Here is an 18,607-nt window from a genome sequence, read left to right as displayed (position 1 = left end):
GGTCTGTCCGGTAATACTAAAAACCCCGCCTTACGGCGGGGTTTTTTTTATGTGCTTCATTTGCTCGGGTGTTGAGGCAACCGTGTATCGCGCGCAAGCGCGCTCCTACATGATCTTGTAGGAGCGCGCTTGCGCGCGATCGGTATTACTTCAAGATATCCAGATAAGCGCGAACCGTACTCGACAGGCCCTGGTAAAGCGCCTCGCCAATCAATGCATGGCCGATCGATACTTCGGCCAACCCAGGAATCGCTGCCTTGAACGTTCCCAGGTTCGCCTGGCTGAGGTCGTGTCCCGCATTGACCGCAAGCCCCGCCCGCTGTGCACGACGAGCCGTTTCGGCGAAGGCCGCAAGCTCCGCACGCGCATCGCCATCGTGGAATGCCGCTGCGTAAGGCCCGGTATAAAGCTCAATGCGCTGGATGCCGATCGCAACGGCTTCCGCAAAGCCTTCCCCGCCGGCATCGACGAACACGCTTACACGGCAACCGATTTCGCGGAATGCAGCGACGACCGGCTTAAGCGTGTCGATGTCCTTCGTCAGGTCGAATCCATGATCGGAGGTGATCTGCCCATCGCCATCCGGCACGAGCGTCACCTGGGTCGGCTCTACTTCGCGGCATAGTTCGATGAGGCCGGGGTAGGCCCCGCGCGAACCCGCAAACGGATTGCCTTCGATGTTGTATTCGACGCGGCCGCGTAACAGACCGGCCAACGTCCTGACATCGGCCGGCGTGACATGGCGCATATCGGGACGGGGGTGGACGGTAAGGCCGCCGCAGCCCGCATCGATACAGGTATTCGCCGCGGTAGCGATATCGGGTTCATTGCCGCCACGCGAATTCCGCAGCACGGCGATCTTGTTCAGGTTAACGCTGAGTAGGGTCATCGACGATCCAAAAAAATGCGCACGTCACTTAGCGCGACGTGCGCAATGACTGTCGTCCCAGCATAACGCGCCACGTCCCTGTGGCGCACTCCACGGCTCACACACACACATCAACTCAGACACACCTCGCGGCGGAAAGGTTCAAAGCGGAAATGTGAAGACGCGCACGCTGCGCCGCTCGCCGCGCCAGGCCACTGCGGCGAACAGATCCTCGCCGAGGTCTAGCGTATGAACTTGCCAGGACGCTGCCGGGGCGACGGGCCCCTCGAACAGATCGGGTACCAGATGACCGGCTACGTTGCCGAAGGCAACGCGGTGCAGCCCGTATGACAGGCCACCACCTTGTGCCTTAAGCACGGCTTCCTTGGCGGTCCATAAACCCAGGAACCCGCCAAGGACATCCTCTGGGGCTAATGCCTCCAGCCACGCCGTCTCAGCCGACGCAAAGAATCGTCGTGCCAGTTCCAGCGACCTGGCCCGTGGACGAACGCGTTCGACATCGACCCCCAGCTCGAAGCCGAGCGGCCCACGGCCGACCGCGAATAGTGCCGTATCGCGACTATGCGACCAGCTGAAACCCAGCGCCCCAAACGCACCGGGAAAATGGGGTTTCCCATGCTCACCCCGAGCCACCTCGGGCGCCCTAGGTCCGGCATACGCTGCAAGCAACGCCTGGAAGGGTGGCGCCCCGGCGGCGTCGCTGCCCCATGGCAAGCGCCAGATATGGATCTCGTCGTCGTGAAGGTCGGGAACGTCGTGGTTCATCCGCCCATGCTAGCCTGAGCCCGTGTCGGACAGGGACCCCTATTCGTGATCGCAGGCTGGCTCTTGCTGCTGGTGGCCTTGTTGTACGTCGGCCTGCTGTTCGGGATCGCGTACCTCGGCGACCGCCGCCCACTTTACCCTCGCCAGCCGCGCCTGCGGCCGCTGGTGTACAGCCTTGCTCTCGCGGTTTACTGCTCGTCGTGGACCTTCTATGGCGCCGTCGGTACGGCCGCCCGGTCCGGTCTCGCTTACCTCCCGATCTATCTCGGCCCGCTGCTACTGTTTGTGTTCGGCTTTGGCCTGCTCGAGCGCCTGGTCCTGGTGGCGCGCGAGCGCAACATCACCTCGATCGCTGACTTTATCGCTGCCCGTTTCGGCAAGTCGCACGGTCTCGCCGCGCTGGTGGCGATCATTGCCGTGGTGGCCATCATTCCGTACATCGCGCTGCAATTCAAAGCGGTGGCCATGTCTTTCAGTGTCCTCGGTGACGGATCCAGCTGGAGGTTTGGTGATACCGCGCTATGGTGTGCCGCGTTGCTTGCCGTGTTCGCGATCCTGTTTGGCACGCGCAATATTGACGCGACCGAACACCACCACGGCATGATGCTCGCCATCGCGGTGGAATCGCTCGTGAAGCTCGTGGCCTTCGTGGGAATAGCGGCCTACGCATACCTGCATGGGCCGGGCATCGTCGAGACGGTTCGTGCCCCGGTGTTGCAAATCGAGCAAGGCAGCATGCCGCCGGGTTTCGTCGCGCAGACCCTGCTGGCGTTCTGCGCGATGTTCTGCCTGCCGCGGCAGTTCCAGATCGGCGTGGTGGAGTGCGAAGACCCGCGCGACCTGCGCAAGGCGCGTTGGCTGTTCCCCACTTACATGGTGATCATCTCGCTCGGTGTGTTGCCTATCGTCAGTGCCGGTCTCGGCCATGCGTCAGTCACCGGTCAGCACGTGGATGCCTGGGTACTGAACCTTCCGATCGCCCTCGGCGACCATGGCATGGCGCTGATCGCATTCATCGGCGGATTCTCCGCAGCAACAGGTATGGTGATCGTCGCCGCCGTTGCGCTGGCGACGATGATCAGTAACGACCTTGTGATGCCGGCGTTGTTGCGTATTCGCCGGCTCGGCCTCGAGCAACGTGGTGATGTCTCACAACTGGTTCTCGCGATCCGGCGTATTGCGATCGTTGGCCTGGCGGCCATGGCCTACCTCTACTACCGCGTCATCGCTGGTGCCGAGAATCTCGCGGCGACCGGCCTGCTTTCGTTCGCAGCTGTCGCGCAGTTCGCGCCGGCGATCGTCTCAGCACTGTACTGGCGCGGAGCGAGCCGCGTCGGCGTCTACGTGGGCCTCATCGCCGGCTTTACGACATGGGCATACACCCTCCTCCTCCCCGCGATGACCCGCGCTGGCTGGTTACCCAGCGAATGGATGGAGCGCGGGCCGCTGGGCTTCGGCTGGCTTAAGCCGAACGAACTGTTCCACCTCAGCGGATGGGATCCGGTCACCCACGGTACGTTCTGGTCGCTGCTGATCAACGTTTCGTGCCTGGTCTTCATCTCGCTGCGCTTCCGACCCAGCGTGGCTGAGCGGTTGCATGCCGCGCTGTTCGTCGACCCCTTCGTCCGCAGCGTCACCGGCGCGGGCGACTGGCGTGGCCGCGTCACGGTGCGCGACCTTGGAACCATCGCCGGACGCATTGTCGGTGACCGCGTCACCCAACGTGCATTCCATGAATACGGAGAGCGTCACAGTGTGACACTCTCCCCTACCGATGCCGCGGACCGTCCGCTGATCCAGTTCACGGAGCGGCTGCTCGCCAGCGCCGTGGGTGCCGCCAGCGCGCGGCGCATTCTCATGGGTGCGCTCAGCGGCACCGGCCTGGATATCGCGGAGGCCATGGCGCTTATGGACGAAGCATCCCAGGAGCTACGCTTCAACCGCGAGCTGCTTTCGACCACGCTCGAGAATGTCTCCCAGGGCATCAGCGTGGTCGATGGCGACATGCGCCTCGTCGCATGGAATCGCCGCTACCTGGAACTCTTCGACTACCCCGAAGGCATGGTCTATGTCGGCCTGCCGGTCGCCGACCTTATCCGTTGGAACGCGGAACACGGGGAATGCGGACCTGGCGAAGTCGATGAGCATGTAGGCAAGCGCATCCGCTACATGCGTGCCGGTTCACCGCATCTGTTTCAACGCGTCCGCCCCGACGGTACCGTCATCGAGATGCGTGGACGTGCGTTACCCGGTGGTGGCTTCGTCACGACGTTTACCGACGTCACGGCCTACAAGCACGCAGAGCTCGCGCTGATCGACGCAAATGAAACGCTCGAGCTACGTGTCGCCGATCGCACGGCGGAACTTTCCGAAGCACTCGATGCCACCGCGATCGCGCGCCGCGAGGCCGAGGCTGCGAACGCCTCGAAAACCCGTTTTCTCGCCGCGGCCAGCCACGATTTGCTGCAACCACTGAACGCCGCCCGCCTCTTCACCTCGGCGTTGCGACAACATCCTGGGTTGGATGGTGAAGCAACCCAACTGGCCGAACGCATCGATGCTTCCTTCCGCGCGGCCGAAGACCTGCTTGACGCACTGCTTGATGTTTCGCGACTTGATGCCGGTAGTTACCGTCCGGAAGTCGCACCGTTCGCCCTCGCTGATCTGTTCGATTCGCTGAAGCAGCAGTTTGCCGTCGTTGCGGAACAGCGTGGGCTCACCCTGCACGTCGTGCCGACGACGATGGCCGTGCGCTCCGACGCGCAGTTGCTTCGGCGCATCGTCGCCAACTTTCTCTCCAACGCGTTGCGCTATACGCGCGCTGGGGGCGCCGTGCTCGGCGTGCGCCGGGAGGGCGGCGACGTTCGGATCGAAGTCTGGGATAGTGGTCCGGGCATCGCGCCGGAACAGCGGGCACGTATCTTCGGTGAGTTCCAGCGGATCGACCGGCCCTCGCCATGGGGAGAGAAAGGCCTCGGCCTGGGCCTTTCCATCTGCGATCGTCTGTCAGGAATCCTCGGCCATCGATTGGGCCTGCGTTCGCGCGTGGGCCATGGCAGCGTATTCAGCATCACGGTGCCACGTGCGGAAGCGATCGCTCGCAAACGCGTCGCCGCAGTTGCGCGCCCCGGTGGCGAACAACTTCCGCTGACCGTGTTGTGCCTGGATAACGACGAAGCCATCCTCGATGGCATGAAGGCCTTGCTCGGACGCTGGGGTGTGGATTGCCGCGTGGCGATCGATGTAGACGCTGCACTGTCAATCCTGGGCGAAACACGCGTCGACCTGATCCTCGCTGACTATCATCTCACTGAGACGATGGACGGCCTGATGGCATTGCAGATCATCGCAACCCAGGTTTCACCTATGCCACCCGCAGCGATGGTCACGGCCGACGGCAGCACGGAACTAAAACAGCGCGCACGTGAAATGGGTTACCCGCTGCTACACAAGCCGGTTAAACCGGCGGCATTACGCGCGATGCTGGTCGCGCTGGCAAAGCGCGCCGGCACCCACGCCGCGTAATACTTGTAGGAGCGCGCTTGCGCGCGATGAATGCTCGCGATACCCCATCGCGCGCAAGCGCGCTCCTACAGGGATTCTTTCTCTACATCGAGATGCGAGGCTGCGAGGGCGACTTGCGTGCGGTTGGATACCCCGAGCTTGCGCATGATTGCGGTCATGTGTGCCTTGACCGTTGCTTCCGAGACGCCGAGGTCGTATGCGATCTGCTTGTTCAACAGGCCTTCGGCGATCATGTTCAGCACACGGAACTGTTGCGGCGTCAGTGAGGCAATGCGTGCCGCGATGTCGGCTTCATCCGCCTTCAGTTCGACCGTGCCACCCATCAGCTGATGCGGTAGCCACACATCCCCATCGAGCACCGTGCGTACGGCCTCGACGATGTCATCCACCGCGGCGGACTTCGGTATATACGCCGACGCCCCATGCGCGAGCGCGCGCCGCGCCACCTGCGCTTCCTCATGGCCAGAGACCACGATGGTCGGTAGGCCCGGGTATTGCCCGCGAATATGGGCGAGCGCGGAATACCCGCGCGCGCCCGGCATGTGCAGGTCCATCAGCAACAGATCCGCATCCGGCAAGGTTTCGATGAGCGCGAATAGCGCGGGCACGCTATCCGCCGTATGCACGGTGGCATCCGGCAGTGCCGCCAGTACCGCGCGCTGAAGGGCGTCACGGAATAGCGGGTGGTCATCGGCGATGAGTACGTCACTCACTTGATGAGTCTTTCTTCCACAAGGTTTTTCACGACGCCCGGATCAGCGAGTGTCGAGACATCGCCGAGCTGGTCAGGCGCGTTCTCAGCAATCTTGCGCAGGATGCGGCGCATGATCTTGCCCGAACGTGTTTTTGGCAGGCCCGGTGCCCATTGCAGGTGATCCGGCGCCGCGATCGGGCCGATCTCTTTGCGCACACCGGCGATTAACTCCTTCTTCAGCGCATCGTCGCCGGCTTCGCCCGCGATGAGCGTCACAAAGGCGTAAATACCCTGGCCCTTGATATCGTGGTGGCAGCCGACGACCGCGGCTTCGGCGACCTTGGGGTGGGCGACCAGTGCACTCTCCACTTCTGCCGTGCCGATGCGATGACCCGACACGTTGATCACGTCGTCGACGCGGCCGGTGATCCAGTAGTAACCATCCTCGTCACGGCGGGCGCCATCACCCGTGAAGTAGTTACCCGGGTAGGCCTTGAAGTAGGTATCGATGAAGCGCTGGTGGTCGCCGTATACCGTGCGCATCTGGCCGGGCCAGGAGTCGGTGATGACCAGGTTGCCGCTGGACGCCCCCTCCTGCACCTTGCCTTCGGCATCGACAATGGCTGGCTTCACGCCAAAGAACGGGAGCGTCGCCGAGCCCGGCTTCAGGTCGATCGCGCCCGGGAGCGGCGTGATCATGAAGCCGCCCGTCTCGGTCTGCCACCAGGTATCCATGATGGGGCAGCGTTCTTCGCCGACGACGCGGTAGTACCAGTTCCAGGCCTCCGGATTGATCGGCTCACCGACCGTACCGAGGATGCGCAAACTCTTGCGCGAGGTCTTCTTCACCGGCGCATCGCCTTCGCGCATCAGCGCACGGATCGCTGTCGGCGCCGTGTAGAACAGTGTGACCTGGTGCTTGTCGACGACCTGCCAGAACCGGCTGAAATCGGGATAGTTCGGCACGCCATCGAACATCACCACGGTCGCGCCATTGGCCAGCGGGCCATAGACCACATAGCTGTGCCCGGTGACCCAGCCGACATCAGCCGTGCACCAGTAGATGTCATCCTCACGCAGGTCGAAGGTGAGCTCGTGGGTCAGGCTCGTATAGACGAGGTAACCGGCGCTGGTATGTAGCACGCCCTTGGGCAGGCCGGTCGAGCCCGAGGTGTACAGCGTGAACAGCGGATCTTCCGCGTTCATCGGTTCGGCCGGGCAATCGGTGGACTGCCCTTCCATCAGCGTGTGGTACCAGCGATCGCGCGGCGACTGGAGGTTGATCGCACCGCCGGTGCGGCGCACCACGATCACGGTCTCGACGCTATTCGTGTTCGGCCGGGACAGCGACTCGTCCACGTTCGCCTTCAACGGGATCTTCTTGCCTCCGCGGCAGCCTTCGTCGGCGGTAACGACGAGCTTGGCCCTGGAATCGGCGATGCGGCTGGCCAGCGAATCCGGGGAGAAGCCGCCGAACACCACCGAGTGGATCGCGCCGATACGGGCGCAGGCCAGCATGGCCACGGCCGCCTCGGGGATCATCGGCAGATAGATGATGACGCGATCGCCCTTGGCCACGCCGAGGTTCTTCAGCGTGTTGGAGAACTGGCAGACCTCGGCGTGTAGCTGGCGGTACGTGAGCGTGCGCGATTCATTCGGGTCATCGCCCTCGAAAATGATCGCCGTCTTGTCACCGCGCGTTGCCAGATGCCGGTCCAGGCAGTTGGCGGCCACGTTGAGCTGGCCGTCTTCGTACCAACGAATGTGCAGGTTGTCCGGATCAAACGAAACATCCTTGATCTTCGTGGGTTTTTTGACCCAGTCCAGCCGTTCGCTCATTTTCTTCCAGAAACCCTCCGGATCCTGGACCGATTCCGCGTACATGCGCTGGTAATCATCCTTGCGGACACGCGCCTTTTCGGCGATGGCGGGGTCAACCGGGTGGATCTCGGACATGCTGGCTCCTGCGTACAAAGGTTCGTGGGGCGTAGGCCCTGAGTGTAACGTCGCGGCGCAACATCCGGATGCGGGCCGGTTACGACTTTGGTCGAGGTTCGACCTTTGGCGAATGGTCGCCCGGGCCGCCCTGTCACATCCTCGGCCTGCCAAGGGTTGGGGAGACCATTGATGAAGACCACGTATTCCGGTGGCCGCAAGGCCATCGCCTTCAGCGTCGCGTGTGCCCTTATGCTGCCCATGGCGGCCATGCCGGACACCGCCCACGCGCAGTCGAAGTCGAAGAAGCCATCCAGCCGTGAGGCCGCGTTGGAACAGCGCGTCAACCAGCTGGAAGAGCAGTTGGCCGAGCTAAAGGCCATGATCCAGCAACAGAAGGCGACGACCGACCAGGCCGCGACCACGGCCCAGGCGGCGCAGACGCAATCGCAGGCGACCGAGGAAAAGGTGACCAAGGTCGAGAAGACCGTCGCCGCCGTACCGGCCAAGCCGGCCTTCACGACAGGTACCGCACCGGGCGTCTCGCTCGCCCTGCATGGTTTCATCAACGTCAGCGGTTTCAAGCAGGATGGCAATTACCAGTACGGTAACGGCCAGAACGCCGAGTACCCGCTGCCAGGCTCCGCCGGCAAGGCCAATTCGATTACCGGCGTCGACGTCCGCAACACGCGCTTCTGGCTCGATTTCACCGGGGCTAAGTTCAACGAGAACTGGACCGGCTCGGGCCGCATCGAGATGGACTTCTTCGGCGGCTTCAATGGCACCGGCGCCTACGCGGCATCACAGCCCGAGCAGCGCCTGCGCCAGGCCTACATGGATATCAGCAATGTCGATTCCGGCACCACGTTCCGCATCGGCCAGATGTGGCAGCTGTTGTTCCCACTGGATTACGTACCGCAGTCGCTGTCGCACATCGCTTTCCCACTGGGTTACGGCAGCGGCCTGATCGGCTGGCGTTATCCCGGCATCGTGTGGATGCAGGATCTGAACCACGGTTCGGAAGGGGTGAAGTGGCGGTTCGACCTGGGCGCCTACGAGGGCGGCTGGAACGGTCCGGGCTCGACCAACAACTTCCTTACGGCCGGCAATACGGGCTTCAAGCCGCAGATACAGGCACGCATCACCGCCAAGGGCAAAGATTGGCAGGTCTTCCTCGGCGCCCATTACAGCCGTCTGGACCTGCACGGTGTCGATGGAAACACGATTACCCCGATCAAGGGCAACATCAAGAGCACCGCCGTGGAACTGGGTGGCATGTGGACCCCAGGCAACTTCATCCTGAAGGGCGCGGTGTATACCGGCAACGCGATCGGCCAGATGTTCGGCGACCTCTCGCAGTTCGGCGATATCAAGGACAAGGGCGGCTGGCTGCAGGCGGGTTACAAGTTCGACAAGCACTGGACTCTTTACGGCTTTGTCTCAGCAAGCAAGCCGAACGAAGGGGATGTGCTGCGCTGGCGTGCGGCTAATACCGCCGGCCTGCTCAAGAGCCAGCAGCAGGCGATCAGCCTTCAGTACACCACCGGGCCGTTTGATTTCAGCGGCGAGCTGATCCACGCGAAGCTGAATTCGACCACCACCAATGGCCTCGGTCGCCAGACCGACACCGGCAATGAATACACCCTCAACGCGATGTACCGGTTCTAACGGAGCACATGCATGGCCACCACCGCATCCGGCATGCGTGCCGAAGGTTCTATCGGAACCAGCCACCGGCGCGTGATCCTCGCGTCGAGCCTGGGTACCGTTTTCGAATGGTATGACTTCTATCTGTATGGCTCGCTTGCCGCGATCATCGGCAAGCAGTTCTTCACCGGCCTCAACGACACCAGCCAGTTCATCTTCGCGCTGCTGGCATTCGCTGCGGGTTTTGCCGTTCGCCCGTTCGGCGCCATCGTGTTTGGCCGCATCGGTGACCTTATCGGCCGCAAGTACACCTTCCTCATCACCATCATCATCATGGGTACCTCCACATTCCTCGTGGGTGTGTTACCCGGCTACACAACCATAGGCGTCGCGGCGCCAGTACTGTTGATCTTGTTACGCCTGTTGCAAGGCCTGGCACTTGGCGGTGAATACGGTGGTGCCGCAACCTACGTCGCCGAACATGCGCCGGATGGCAAGCGTGGCCTCTACACCAGCTTTATCCAGATCACTGCGACGTTCGGTTTGTTCCTCTCACTGCTGGTTATCCTGGGTACGCGACTCGGCATGGGTTCGGAATCGTTCGACGCCTGGGGTTGGCGCATCCCGTTCCTGATCTCGGCGGTGCTGGTGGGTGTGTCGGTCTACATCCGCATGCAGCTGCATGAGTCACCGGTCTTCCAGCAGATGAAGGCGGAAGGCAAGCAATCGAAGGCGCCGCTCACCGAAGCGTTTGGCCAGTGGAAGAACCTGCGCCTCGTGATCCTTGCCCTGCTCGGCGCGACGGCCGGCCAGGCGGTGGTCTGGTATACGGGACAGTTCTATTCGCTGTACTTCCTCACCCAGAGCCTGAAGATCGATGCGACGACAGCGAACCTTCTGATCGCGGCCGCGCTGTTTATCGGTACTCCGTTCTTCGTGTTCTTCGGCTGGCTCTCCGACAAGATCGGCCGCAAGGCCATCGTGCTGGCGGGTTGCCTGATCGCCGCGCTCACCCTGTTCCCGATCTTCAAGGGACTGACCCACTTCGGTAACCCGGCGATCGAAGCCGCTGCCGCGAATGCGCCGGTGGTAGTGACCGCCGACCCGAATGCTTGCAGCTTTCAGTTCGATCCGGTGGGCAAGCACACCTTCACCAGCTCTTGTGATGTGGCGAAGAGCGTTCTGGCGAAGAAGGGTATCCCGTACAGCAACGCGGCTGCGCCCGTTGGCACGCTGGCCACGGTGAAAGTCGGTGATGAGGTCATTGAGTCTTTCGAGGGCGCTGGCCTGGACAAGGCGACATTCACCGCGCAGAGCAAGGCGTTCACCGAAAAGGTGGACGCCCAGTTGAAGACAGCGGGCTATCCGGCCAAGGCGGATCCCGCGCAGTCGAACTATCCGATGCTGATCGTGTTGCTAGCCATCCTGGTGATCTACGTGACCATGGTCTACGGCCCGATCGCCGCGTGGCTTGTCGAGATGTTCCCTACACGCATTCGTTACACCTCGATGAGTTTGCCGTACCACATCGGCAACGGCTGGTTTGGTGGGTTCGTCCCGACCATCGGTTTCATGCTGGTGGCGTGGAAGGGGGATATCTATTACGGGCTCTGGTATCCGGTGATCGTATCGTTGATGACCGTGGTGATCGGGTTGTTCTTCGTACGTGAGACGAAGGACGTGCCGTTGCAGCATTGAGGCAACACCACCGCGTGCAAGCACACTCCCGCAAGAGCATGTAGGAGCGTGCTTGCACGCGATCCACGCCGCGAAAACATATCAAAGTAGCCGACCCACACGCTCACAAATAGGCCACCGCCGCAGGAATCCTCAGACACACGCGGCTACCTTTCCACAACCGATTACGTACGATCAGGTCCGCGCCCAACATGCGCGCACGCTCACCCATGCCGATCAACCCGAAATGAACGGAATGGCGACCCTGGGCCAGGGTATCGGCAATGATGCCTACGCCGTCATCCGCGACACAGGTCATGAAATGCCGTGCCCCATAATTGACGGTCGACGTGACCCTGGATCCTTTTGAATGATTGAAGGCATTGACCAAAGCCTCGCGCATGATGGCGAGTACTTCGTCCGCCACGCGGGGTGAGAGCGCCCTCTCCCTGCCCGCGGTTTGCAGATGCAAGACCTGGGCACGGCCCTGGGCAAGCGACGTGGCCTGATCCTCGAGCGCCCCAAGGAAGTCAATCGGGTCGCCCTCATCGCGAAGGCGGATGATGCGGTCGCGCCCTTCGATCACGATGTTTCGGCTCTGACGCGCCAGAATCTCGATCTCCGCCCTGAAATCCGCCGACAGGCGCGGATCCCTTGCCCATAGATTGAGACGTAAGGCGATGGCCTGGACGCCCTGCAGGAGCGTATCGTGCAACTCCCGCGCGATACGCTCCCGCTCTGCTTGCGTCGGACTGTTCGCCACGGGCGGACTCCGCCCGCCGGGCCTGGCCCGCACCGTGAGAACCGGCCGTTTGACCCAGTTTGTCAGGATATCGTTGACCGAGTACACGAACCACCTGGGGAGACGCAGAAATGCATGCATCTAGATATCGCACAGGCCAAGGGCTGCGGTAGCCCAGGACACCGTGTCCCGGACTCCCAGGCTCACATCGCGGATTCTTGCGCCAAGCACTACTTCTTAAGTACGGGATATCCCTGAACGTAGATCCAGTCCGTGTCCTTTGCGGGCACGTGACACCCGAGGCATTCGCTCTTGTAGTCCTTCGTGGTCGTCATGGCCGTCTTATCCGCATCAAACCAGGCCCATCCCCAACCATCGCCCCACAACTTATTGTCGGGATACGGGTTCTTGCTCGCCTTGACCATGACGAACCAGCCTTTCAGCGTCTCAACGCGACTGACCGTGCCCGTGGTCATCGGCATGGTGGTTGTTTCGTAAACCTCTTTGACCAGCACCGTGCCTTCGGGAAACTGGCCGGACGTCTTATAGCCATCAACCGCACCTGGCGAGGCATACACCTCATGCATTTGTTTGGATCCCGCGCCTTTGTCGGCCGCGATCGCCCACGTGCCCAGGTAGTCATACGATTTCTTGTAATCCGCGGGGAGATGGAGATTCCCCTTAGCGTCTGTTACGGAAGTGGCTTCGGTTTTGCCCTTCATGGCTGGCGCTGCGGTGGCCGCCGTGGCGCACGCAAGGCAAACGATCGAGAAGGCGATAGCGGTGAACTTGGTCATGCTCGTGATCTCTTCGGTGGTGGGGTCCGGTATGGACCGGGGACGAGGCAAGCCACGAGGAACGGCTTACGGGTCGAGGAATCCACGCCGGATCGCGATAGACACCGCATGGGTGCGATCCGACGCATTGAGCTTCGCCAGAATCGCCTTCATCCTTGTTTTAATCGTCTCTTCCGAGAGATTCAGGACGTTGCCGATTGAGCGGTTACTATTACCCTGCGCAGCGAGGCGTAACACGCTTAGCTCGCGCGCATTCAGTGGCTCCATCCCTTGGTGGGCATGGACATCCTGAATAACGTCATCGGCAACGTGTCGTCGGCCCTGGGTCGCACCCCTGATCGTGGCGACAATTTCGTCGCTCGACGCAACCTTCAGCAGGTAGGAAATGGCGCCGAGTGACATCGCCTTGTTGACGCGTGCATCGCCAGGGTAGGTCGTAAGGACAATGATCGTCGCCGTGGGCACACTCCCCTTGATCTGGGCTATGGCGCCCAAGCCATCCACTCTCGGCATCTGCAGATCGATGAGGACGACATCCGGCCGAAGCAGATGAAACATCGACACGGCCTCGGCGCCGTCGGATGCTTCACCGACGACTTTCATGTCCCGTTCCGACTCCAGCGTCGCGCACAGGCCCGCCCGCATCATCGGGTGATCGTCCGCAACCAGGATTCGAATGATTTTGTCGAGGCTGTACACGACGGACGCGGCCCGATGATCGAAGGGTTATCGACGAATCTGGATAATCGTCTTCCCGTGGATACGCCGGGTCGAGTTCAAGGCCGCAACGGCATCGTCGAGTGGAGCGACGGCGCCGATGCTCGGCTGAAGCCGTCCGTCGCGCACGCGCTGGACGATCTCTCCCAATTGCGCGCGGTCGGATTCGACCACGAAGTCGATGGCGAGCCCATCAGTGGGGCGCACTTCGCTGGGCCCGACGATGGACACGAGCGTTCCCCCTGCGCGAATCAAGCGGGCGGAGCGCTTACCCATCTCTCCGCCGATGCTATAGAACACCAGATCAACCGCGCCAACGTCTTCCAGGACATCGTTCTCGAGATCGACGAACTCGTTTGCGCCGGCGTCAAGCGCCTTTTGACGATCGGCGGCGCGTCCGGTGCCGATGACATAGGCGCCGAACTCACGTGCAAGCTGCGTCACCATCAAACCGACGGCACCCGCTGCACCGTGTACGAGAACGCGCTGGCCAGGCTGAAGGCGTCCGTGGACGAACAGCCCTTGCCACGCGGTGAGGCCGGAAATCGGCAAGCTCGCCCCTACCGTAAAATCGACATCACCTGGCAAGGGTGCGAGATTCCGCGCTTCAACCGCCGCATACTCCGCGAGCGTGCCGTCGCGGGTCCAGTCCGTGAGCCCAAACACGCGCTGTCCAACCGATAAACCTGTCGTGCCATAGCCTAGCGAAGTCACAACGCCGGCGAATTCATGACCGGGAATCGAAGGCGTACGGTCGCGCCCCAGGCGATCGTTCCAGGTCGGATCCCACTCTAGCTCGGTCTTTACAAAACCAGCCGCGTGAACCTGGACAACGACATCATTGATCGCTGCCTGCGGCTCGGGTCGCTCTACAAGCTGCATCCCGGCCATGCCAGCCGCCTGGTCTGTCACTACGATCGCCTTCATGGAATGTCTCCTCGGTGAAAGGTAAGTTCAGATCACGCCGGCCGGCGTCACCGCGGGAAAATCCTTCTCAGGATCGAACACGTTATTAAGGAAGTTCGTCAGGGAGTACGTCGCTACCAGCGCAATGATCTCGATGATGTTCGCATCGGTGTAGCCCGCGGAGCGCACCGCTTCCAGATCAGCATCATGGATGTGGCCGCGGGACTGGATCACTTTGTGAGCGAACTGGACAGCGGCATCGCGCTTTGGCTCGCTGGCATGGCCCCGGCGTGCCAGTATGATTTCGTCGTCCGGCAGCTTGGCCATGGTTGCGGTGAAGCTATGAACGCCGAGGCAGTAATTGCATCCATTGACTTCAGATACGGCGAGGCCAATGCTGTCGCGCGTCTTCACGTCAAGCACTTTTCCAAGTGCGCCGCGCAAGGTATTCCATGCGTTGAATGCGATCGGGCTATGGGCGAAGTTCGCCATCATGTTTGGAGTGAACCCGATGTTCTTCGTGAATGTGTCGAGAGTCGGCTTCGAGTCGACGGGAATATGTTCCGGATTTAACGCTGTGATTCTTGGCATGGTAGGTCTCTGTCATGTGATAGTGAATGTCGCGGCTTTTATACGAAGTCGAGTACGTCGGCGACCGGGCGGCGCGGCTTCTGCGCCCAGTTCCCAGGACGCTCTGCGCCGACGGACAGCAACATGACCGGCACTTCATCCTTGGTCAGCGCGAACTCACGGGAAACGGCTTCGGCATCGAAACCGATCATCGGCGTTGAGCCCAAGCCAAGCGAACGAGCTGCATACATCATGGCGGTCGCGCCGATGGCACCGGATCGAACGGCCTCATCACGCTGTCGCTGCGGGAATTCCATATACAAATCACGCGCGGGAATCTCCCACTCCGGGACCATGTTCGCCGGCATGATGCCCGCCTCGACGAGCGGTGCGAGGCGATCGGGAATCACGCTGGAATCGGCTAGCTGGCCGCAGATGATGAACGTGACTGCTGCGTCGGTGATCGCAGGCTGACTCCATGCGATCGGGCTCAGTCGAGCCTTCGCTTCGGTCGAACGTACCGCGATGAAGCGCCAGTTCTGCATATGGAAGGACGTGGGTGCAGCGGTACCGATCCGCACCAGCTCGCTGATCTGGTCATCGCTTAAAGTGGCCGATGGGTCGTAATACTTGGAAGAACTACGACTGAGGATGCATTCAATGACTGGGTTGTTCATGAGTATTCCGGTGCGATGACAAGACATAAAGTGGGGAATGAAAGTGCGTTTGTTGTGGGACAGACGACACAGTCAGAATAGATCCGGGCTCGCAACCGGGAGTCCACCGTAAGCGACGATTAGTCCTGTACTTCAACAACGGCCGCGAACAACTTTCGCCATTCGCCGGGCGTGTATCCGGTGTGCCGGGTAAAGACCCGATTGAAATGGCTTTGGTCGCAGAACCCCACCGTGGCGGCGATATCACTGAGGCGAAGCTCGGTCTCGGCCATCATGTGCTTCGCCCGTTCCAGGCGCCTCGCCATGAGCCAATCGTGCGGCGTGGTGCCGACCGAGTGCCGGAACGCGCGGACGAACGTCGCGAAGGGTATCCCGCAGGCGTCCGCAAGATCAGAGGCGGAAATGTCCAGGTCGGGATGCGTCGATACATAGCTGGTCGCGAGCGCCCTCTGATCTATGGATAAGCTGACCTCGCGTACGAAGGACCGATCCACGCGCAGGTGCTCTTTGCTGGCGATGCACGCGGCAAGCGCGAGTAGCATTTGCCGACCCAGCGCATTCGCATAGGGAAAGCGTGGACAGGCAAGCGCATGACGCAGGCACGTGTCGATGGACACAAGGAAGCGACACTGCGGCATCACGCCACTGCGGATAGCGGTGTCCGCCAGTGCGGCGCTGTGACCTTCAAAGACCGCGTGACGCGGCAGGTAGGCGACAAGGACGTCCAGAGGTCCACGCCAATGGATATCCGACACCGTCGCCAGGTCGATGACGAGACCCTGGTTCTCCCCCAAATGCACGGGGGCAATCTGCCGGTCGCGTGCACGAACGGCGATATCCTGCGCCTTCTCCGTACCAAGAAGTATCAGGAAGGCATCATCGGCGAACGAGCAGGTCCCATGCCCGGAGGTATGACCGGGTGCACTGATCGCCGCGGCGGTCATGGTCAGGCCACGTGGCGTGAAGCCTGAGATCGAAGCGATGCTCTCCACGCCGAATGCCCGGGCTATTCGGTTCGCCTGAGTCGATCGTTTCATGTGCAAGCGCCCTCTCGATGCCATTCGAGAAAGTTTCAAGGTCATCGGCTGCCGGGCCTAGCCTCCATGGAGTCTATTTCGAACCTTCGTTCACCGGCCCGGAACAGGGCTCACGCGATCTCGCATTCGGCGCCCAGCTCGATCAAACGGAAACGCAAGGTGGTTTCCGCATCCGTGTCGCAGGTATGGACTTCCGCGCGCCCGTCACCCAGGAAGCGAACCGTCGCCCGCAGTCCAGGCAAGTAAAGGTCGGCCTTCCAGTTGTGCTCAAGAATGATGTCCATCAGGTGTATCGCTTTCTCACGATGCTCCGCGCCGAAGGCCGTCACCGGAACCTCTTCAAGAGAACGGTGTTCACCCGCGGCTACACGGCTGGCGGCCGTGGGGTCGGTGTCGTACTCATCATCCCAGATCCAGTCCGTTATCCTGATAAGTGCACCAAGGCGGAACGTATCTTCGTCATCAAGTAAGGCCGAGATGACCTCGGACGAATCCAGATGGCGCGTATCCGTCACGAAGCCAAGCGACTGGTTCTTTGGTAGCAACGAGTCAGGGTCCGGGGTCAGGCCGTAAGCGGAAAGCCAGTCGGCACCCTGCTCGGGAGTGAGAAAGCGTGCCCGTGGATTCGCCTGTGCATCCGCATTGACGGAATAGCCCTTCAGATGGCCCAGATAATCAGCCTTGCCGATCTCGATGCCGTGCTGCCGGAGAATCCCGTGTGCGATAGCTACATGGAAATAGAAGTTCGGAAGGACGAAACCGCTGACGAAATCGGCACCCTGCATCGCATAGGACGCGCCCCTGAAGCGTTGATCGATCATGCGCACTTCGGCGCCTTCAAGTTCTGCCGGTGCGATGCTTCGCACAAACGCGATCGTCTTGGTGATACGACCATGGAGTTCGTTGACGCTGAGTTCGTCGCCTTCGTACATGGGCACGGGTACGTTGGCCAACCAGCCCGCCGCGGCCCTGGCCGTGTCTGTTGCAATGCGGACCTGTGCTGAAAGAGGGAGCATATCGGGAGCCAGGCGCGCATGAAGGTAGTAGTCCTCGCCTTCGTTACGATCGCGCGCAAACGCAGCGGCCTTCTTTAGATAGCCCTCCAGGACGGTCAGGCCGCGCATCAGGGCGGGGATAAGGCTGGCATGAAAGGTATTAGTCATGGCACGACGTCTCGGTCGGGGAATGTGAAAGGGTCGCCACCGTTGCCACTCGTGGAGGGACTTCGGCAGGCTTCGCTAAGCATCTTGCGCCGCCCCAACCACCCGTACGTCCTCAAAAGGGTTCCGTTCGTCCTAAGGGTCGAAACGCCGCAGAGGGCGCTCAACGGTGGTCTTGGAAAAACATCGGATGATTGGACCCAGTCACCGGACCCCTTAGGGCCTCGCCCTTATTAAGGTGGTGGCATGAACAGAATCCTGAGCCACCAAGAAGAACCGACCCGGTTGCCTGAGGCCCCTGCATCGACCGGCATCACGGGAGCCACGCCGTTGCACGGTAGCGGCCCGGAGACCATCCACCTCAGCGAAGGCAAGTACGGGCCGCACCAGGTGATGGTGCGCTCGGGCACCTCCACCTTCGTCGTCGACGAGCCCATCGGTGCGGGCGGGCTCGGTGCGGGCCCTTCGCCGTTCGATCTGCTTTCGGCCGCGCTTGGCTCATGCGCATTGATGACCATGCGCTTGTACGCGACGGAGCGCGTCTGGCCCCTTGAGCGGCTGGTCGTACGCGTAAGCCATGATCGCCCGACTCTCGCGTCTCGCGATAAATTTCTGAAGGAGATCCAGATCGTCGGTGATCTGACCAACCTACAGCGTTCAGCGCTGCTGGAGGTGGCTATGCGTTGTCCGATCCACCTGACCGTGGCACGGGGGTCTGACGTGGAGACGCGGTTGCTCGATGACAGCGACGTTAGCGAAAGCGCCGTCAGCCGCGCTTCGCATATGCGCGGCATGCTTGAAGCCTGCAAGGCCGGATAGGTCGGTCGCACCGGAGCGCGCGACGAGAAGTCCACTGAAAGCGTCCGTTA

16 protein-coding genes are annotated in these 18,607 nt (G+C 61.5%); 4 read left to right on the top strand and 12 right to left on the bottom strand.

Going from position 1 to position 18,607, the window contains the following annotated elements:
* Positions 1 to 145: 145 nt before the first annotated feature.
* Both VGN46_RS04615 and VGN46_RS04610 read right to left on the bottom strand, forming a co-directional pair.
* Entirely contained in the window at positions 146 to 889 is a 744-nt protein-coding gene (locus VGN46_RS04615) for a pyridoxine 5'-phosphate synthase (RefSeq protein WP_331641111.1), read from the bottom strand.
* Positions 890 to 1,030: 141 nt separating this feature from the next.
* Positions 1,031 to 1,654 carry a 4'-phosphopantetheinyl transferase family protein gene (locus VGN46_RS04610; protein ID WP_331641109.1) on the bottom strand — a complete coding sequence of 208 codons (624 nt, stop codon included), beginning with the start codon at positions 1,652 to 1,654 and terminating at the stop codon, positions 1,031 to 1,033.
* A gap of 45 nt (positions 1,655 to 1,699) precedes the next feature.
* On the opposite strand from VGN46_RS04610, the gene VGN46_RS04605 reads away from it, so the two are divergent.
* Positions 1,700 to 5,179: a PAS domain-containing hybrid sensor histidine kinase/response regulator gene (locus tag VGN46_RS04605; RefSeq protein ID WP_331641107.1), complete on the top strand. Its 3,480-nt coding sequence runs from the start codon at positions 1,700 to 1,702 to the stop codon at positions 5,177 to 5,179.
* Positions 5,180 to 5,244: 65 nt separating this feature from the next.
* Here VGN46_RS04605 and VGN46_RS04600 read toward each other — a convergent pair whose 3' ends face one another.
* Entirely contained in the window at positions 5,245 to 5,892 is a 648-nt protein-coding gene (locus VGN46_RS04600) for a response regulator transcription factor (protein ID WP_331641105.1), read from the bottom strand.
* Positions 5,889 to 7,829 (bottom strand): acetate--CoA ligase, encoded by a 1,941-nt coding sequence (acs, locus tag VGN46_RS04595; RefSeq protein ID WP_331641104.1) that lies wholly within the window; start codon positions 7,827 to 7,829, stop codon positions 5,889 to 5,891. The genes VGN46_RS04600 and acs overlap by 4 nt, the downstream gene beginning before the upstream one ends.
* A 171-nt stretch (positions 7,830 to 8,000) precedes the next feature.
* On the opposite strand from acs, the gene VGN46_RS04590 reads away from it, so the two are divergent.
* Both VGN46_RS04590 and VGN46_RS04585 read left to right on the top strand, forming a co-directional pair.
* Positions 8,001 to 9,476 (top strand): hypothetical protein, encoded by a 1,476-nt coding sequence (locus VGN46_RS04590; RefSeq protein ID WP_331641102.1) that lies wholly within the window; start codon positions 8,001 to 8,003, stop codon positions 9,474 to 9,476.
* A 12-nt stretch (positions 9,477 to 9,488) separates the two neighbouring features.
* Entirely contained in the window at positions 9,489 to 11,153 is a 1,665-nt protein-coding gene (locus VGN46_RS04585) for an MFS transporter (protein WP_331641100.1), read from the top strand.
* Positions 11,154 to 11,256: 103 nt separating this feature from the next.
* Here VGN46_RS04585 and VGN46_RS04580 read toward each other — a convergent pair whose 3' ends face one another.
* The 8 genes from VGN46_RS04580 to VGN46_RS04545 all read right to left on the bottom strand — a co-directional run bounded on the left by VGN46_RS04580 (position 11,257) and on the right by VGN46_RS04545 (position 17,741).
* Positions 11,257 to 11,895: a sensor histidine kinase gene (locus VGN46_RS04580; protein WP_331641098.1), complete on the bottom strand. Its 639-nt coding sequence runs from the start codon at positions 11,893 to 11,895 to the stop codon at positions 11,257 to 11,259.
* A 209-nt stretch (positions 11,896 to 12,104) separates the two neighbouring features.
* Positions 12,105 to 12,671 carry a cytochrome P460 family protein gene (locus VGN46_RS04575; RefSeq protein ID WP_331641096.1) on the bottom strand — a complete coding sequence of 189 codons (567 nt, stop codon included), beginning with the start codon at positions 12,669 to 12,671 and terminating at the stop codon, positions 12,105 to 12,107.
* Positions 12,672 to 12,737: 66 nt separating this feature from the next.
* Entirely contained in the window at positions 12,738 to 13,343 is a 606-nt protein-coding gene (locus VGN46_RS04570) for a response regulator transcription factor (RefSeq protein WP_331641391.1), read from the bottom strand.
* A gap of 54 nt (positions 13,344 to 13,397) precedes the next feature.
* Positions 13,398 to 14,315, bottom strand: a complete 918-nt coding sequence (locus VGN46_RS04565) for an NADP-dependent oxidoreductase (protein ID WP_331641094.1) — start codon at positions 14,313 to 14,315, stop codon at positions 13,398 to 13,400.
* Positions 14,316 to 14,342: 27 nt separating this feature from the next.
* A complete protein-coding gene (locus VGN46_RS04560; RefSeq protein WP_331641091.1) occupies positions 14,343 to 14,885 on the bottom strand; it encodes a carboxymuconolactone decarboxylase family protein in 543 nt (180 codons plus the stop codon).
* A gap of 38 nt (positions 14,886 to 14,923) precedes the next feature.
* Positions 14,924 to 15,541, bottom strand: coding sequence for a nitroreductase family protein (locus VGN46_RS04555; protein WP_331641089.1), 618 nt, complete (start codon positions 15,539 to 15,541; stop codon positions 14,924 to 14,926).
* 119 nt (positions 15,542 to 15,660) lie between these two features.
* Complete coding sequence (locus tag VGN46_RS04550) at positions 15,661 to 16,623, bottom strand: AraC family transcriptional regulator (protein ID WP_331641087.1); 963 nt, start codon at positions 16,621 to 16,623, stop codon at positions 15,661 to 15,663.
* A gap of 65 nt (positions 16,624 to 16,688) precedes the next feature.
* Positions 16,689 to 17,741, bottom strand: coding sequence for a DUF1993 domain-containing protein (locus tag VGN46_RS04545; RefSeq protein ID WP_331641085.1), 1,053 nt, complete (start codon positions 17,739 to 17,741; stop codon positions 16,689 to 16,691).
* Positions 17,742 to 17,984: 243 nt separating this feature from the next.
* Between VGN46_RS04545 and VGN46_RS04540 the strand changes: the two genes are divergently transcribed.
* The gene (locus VGN46_RS04540) at positions 17,985 to 18,557 is read left to right on the top strand and encodes an OsmC family protein (protein WP_331641083.1); all 573 of its coding nucleotides are present in this window, start codon (positions 17,985 to 17,987) and stop codon (positions 18,555 to 18,557) included.
* The last annotated feature ends 50 nt before the right edge of the window (positions 18,558 to 18,607 follow it).

Origin of the sequence: Luteibacter sp. (assembly GCF_036500425.1) — a bacterium.
GTDB lineage: Bacteria > Pseudomonadota > Gammaproteobacteria > Xanthomonadales > Rhodanobacteraceae > Luteibacter.
Note: the sequence above shows the minus strand (reverse complement) of the source record. Positions and strands in the feature narration are given on the sequence as shown.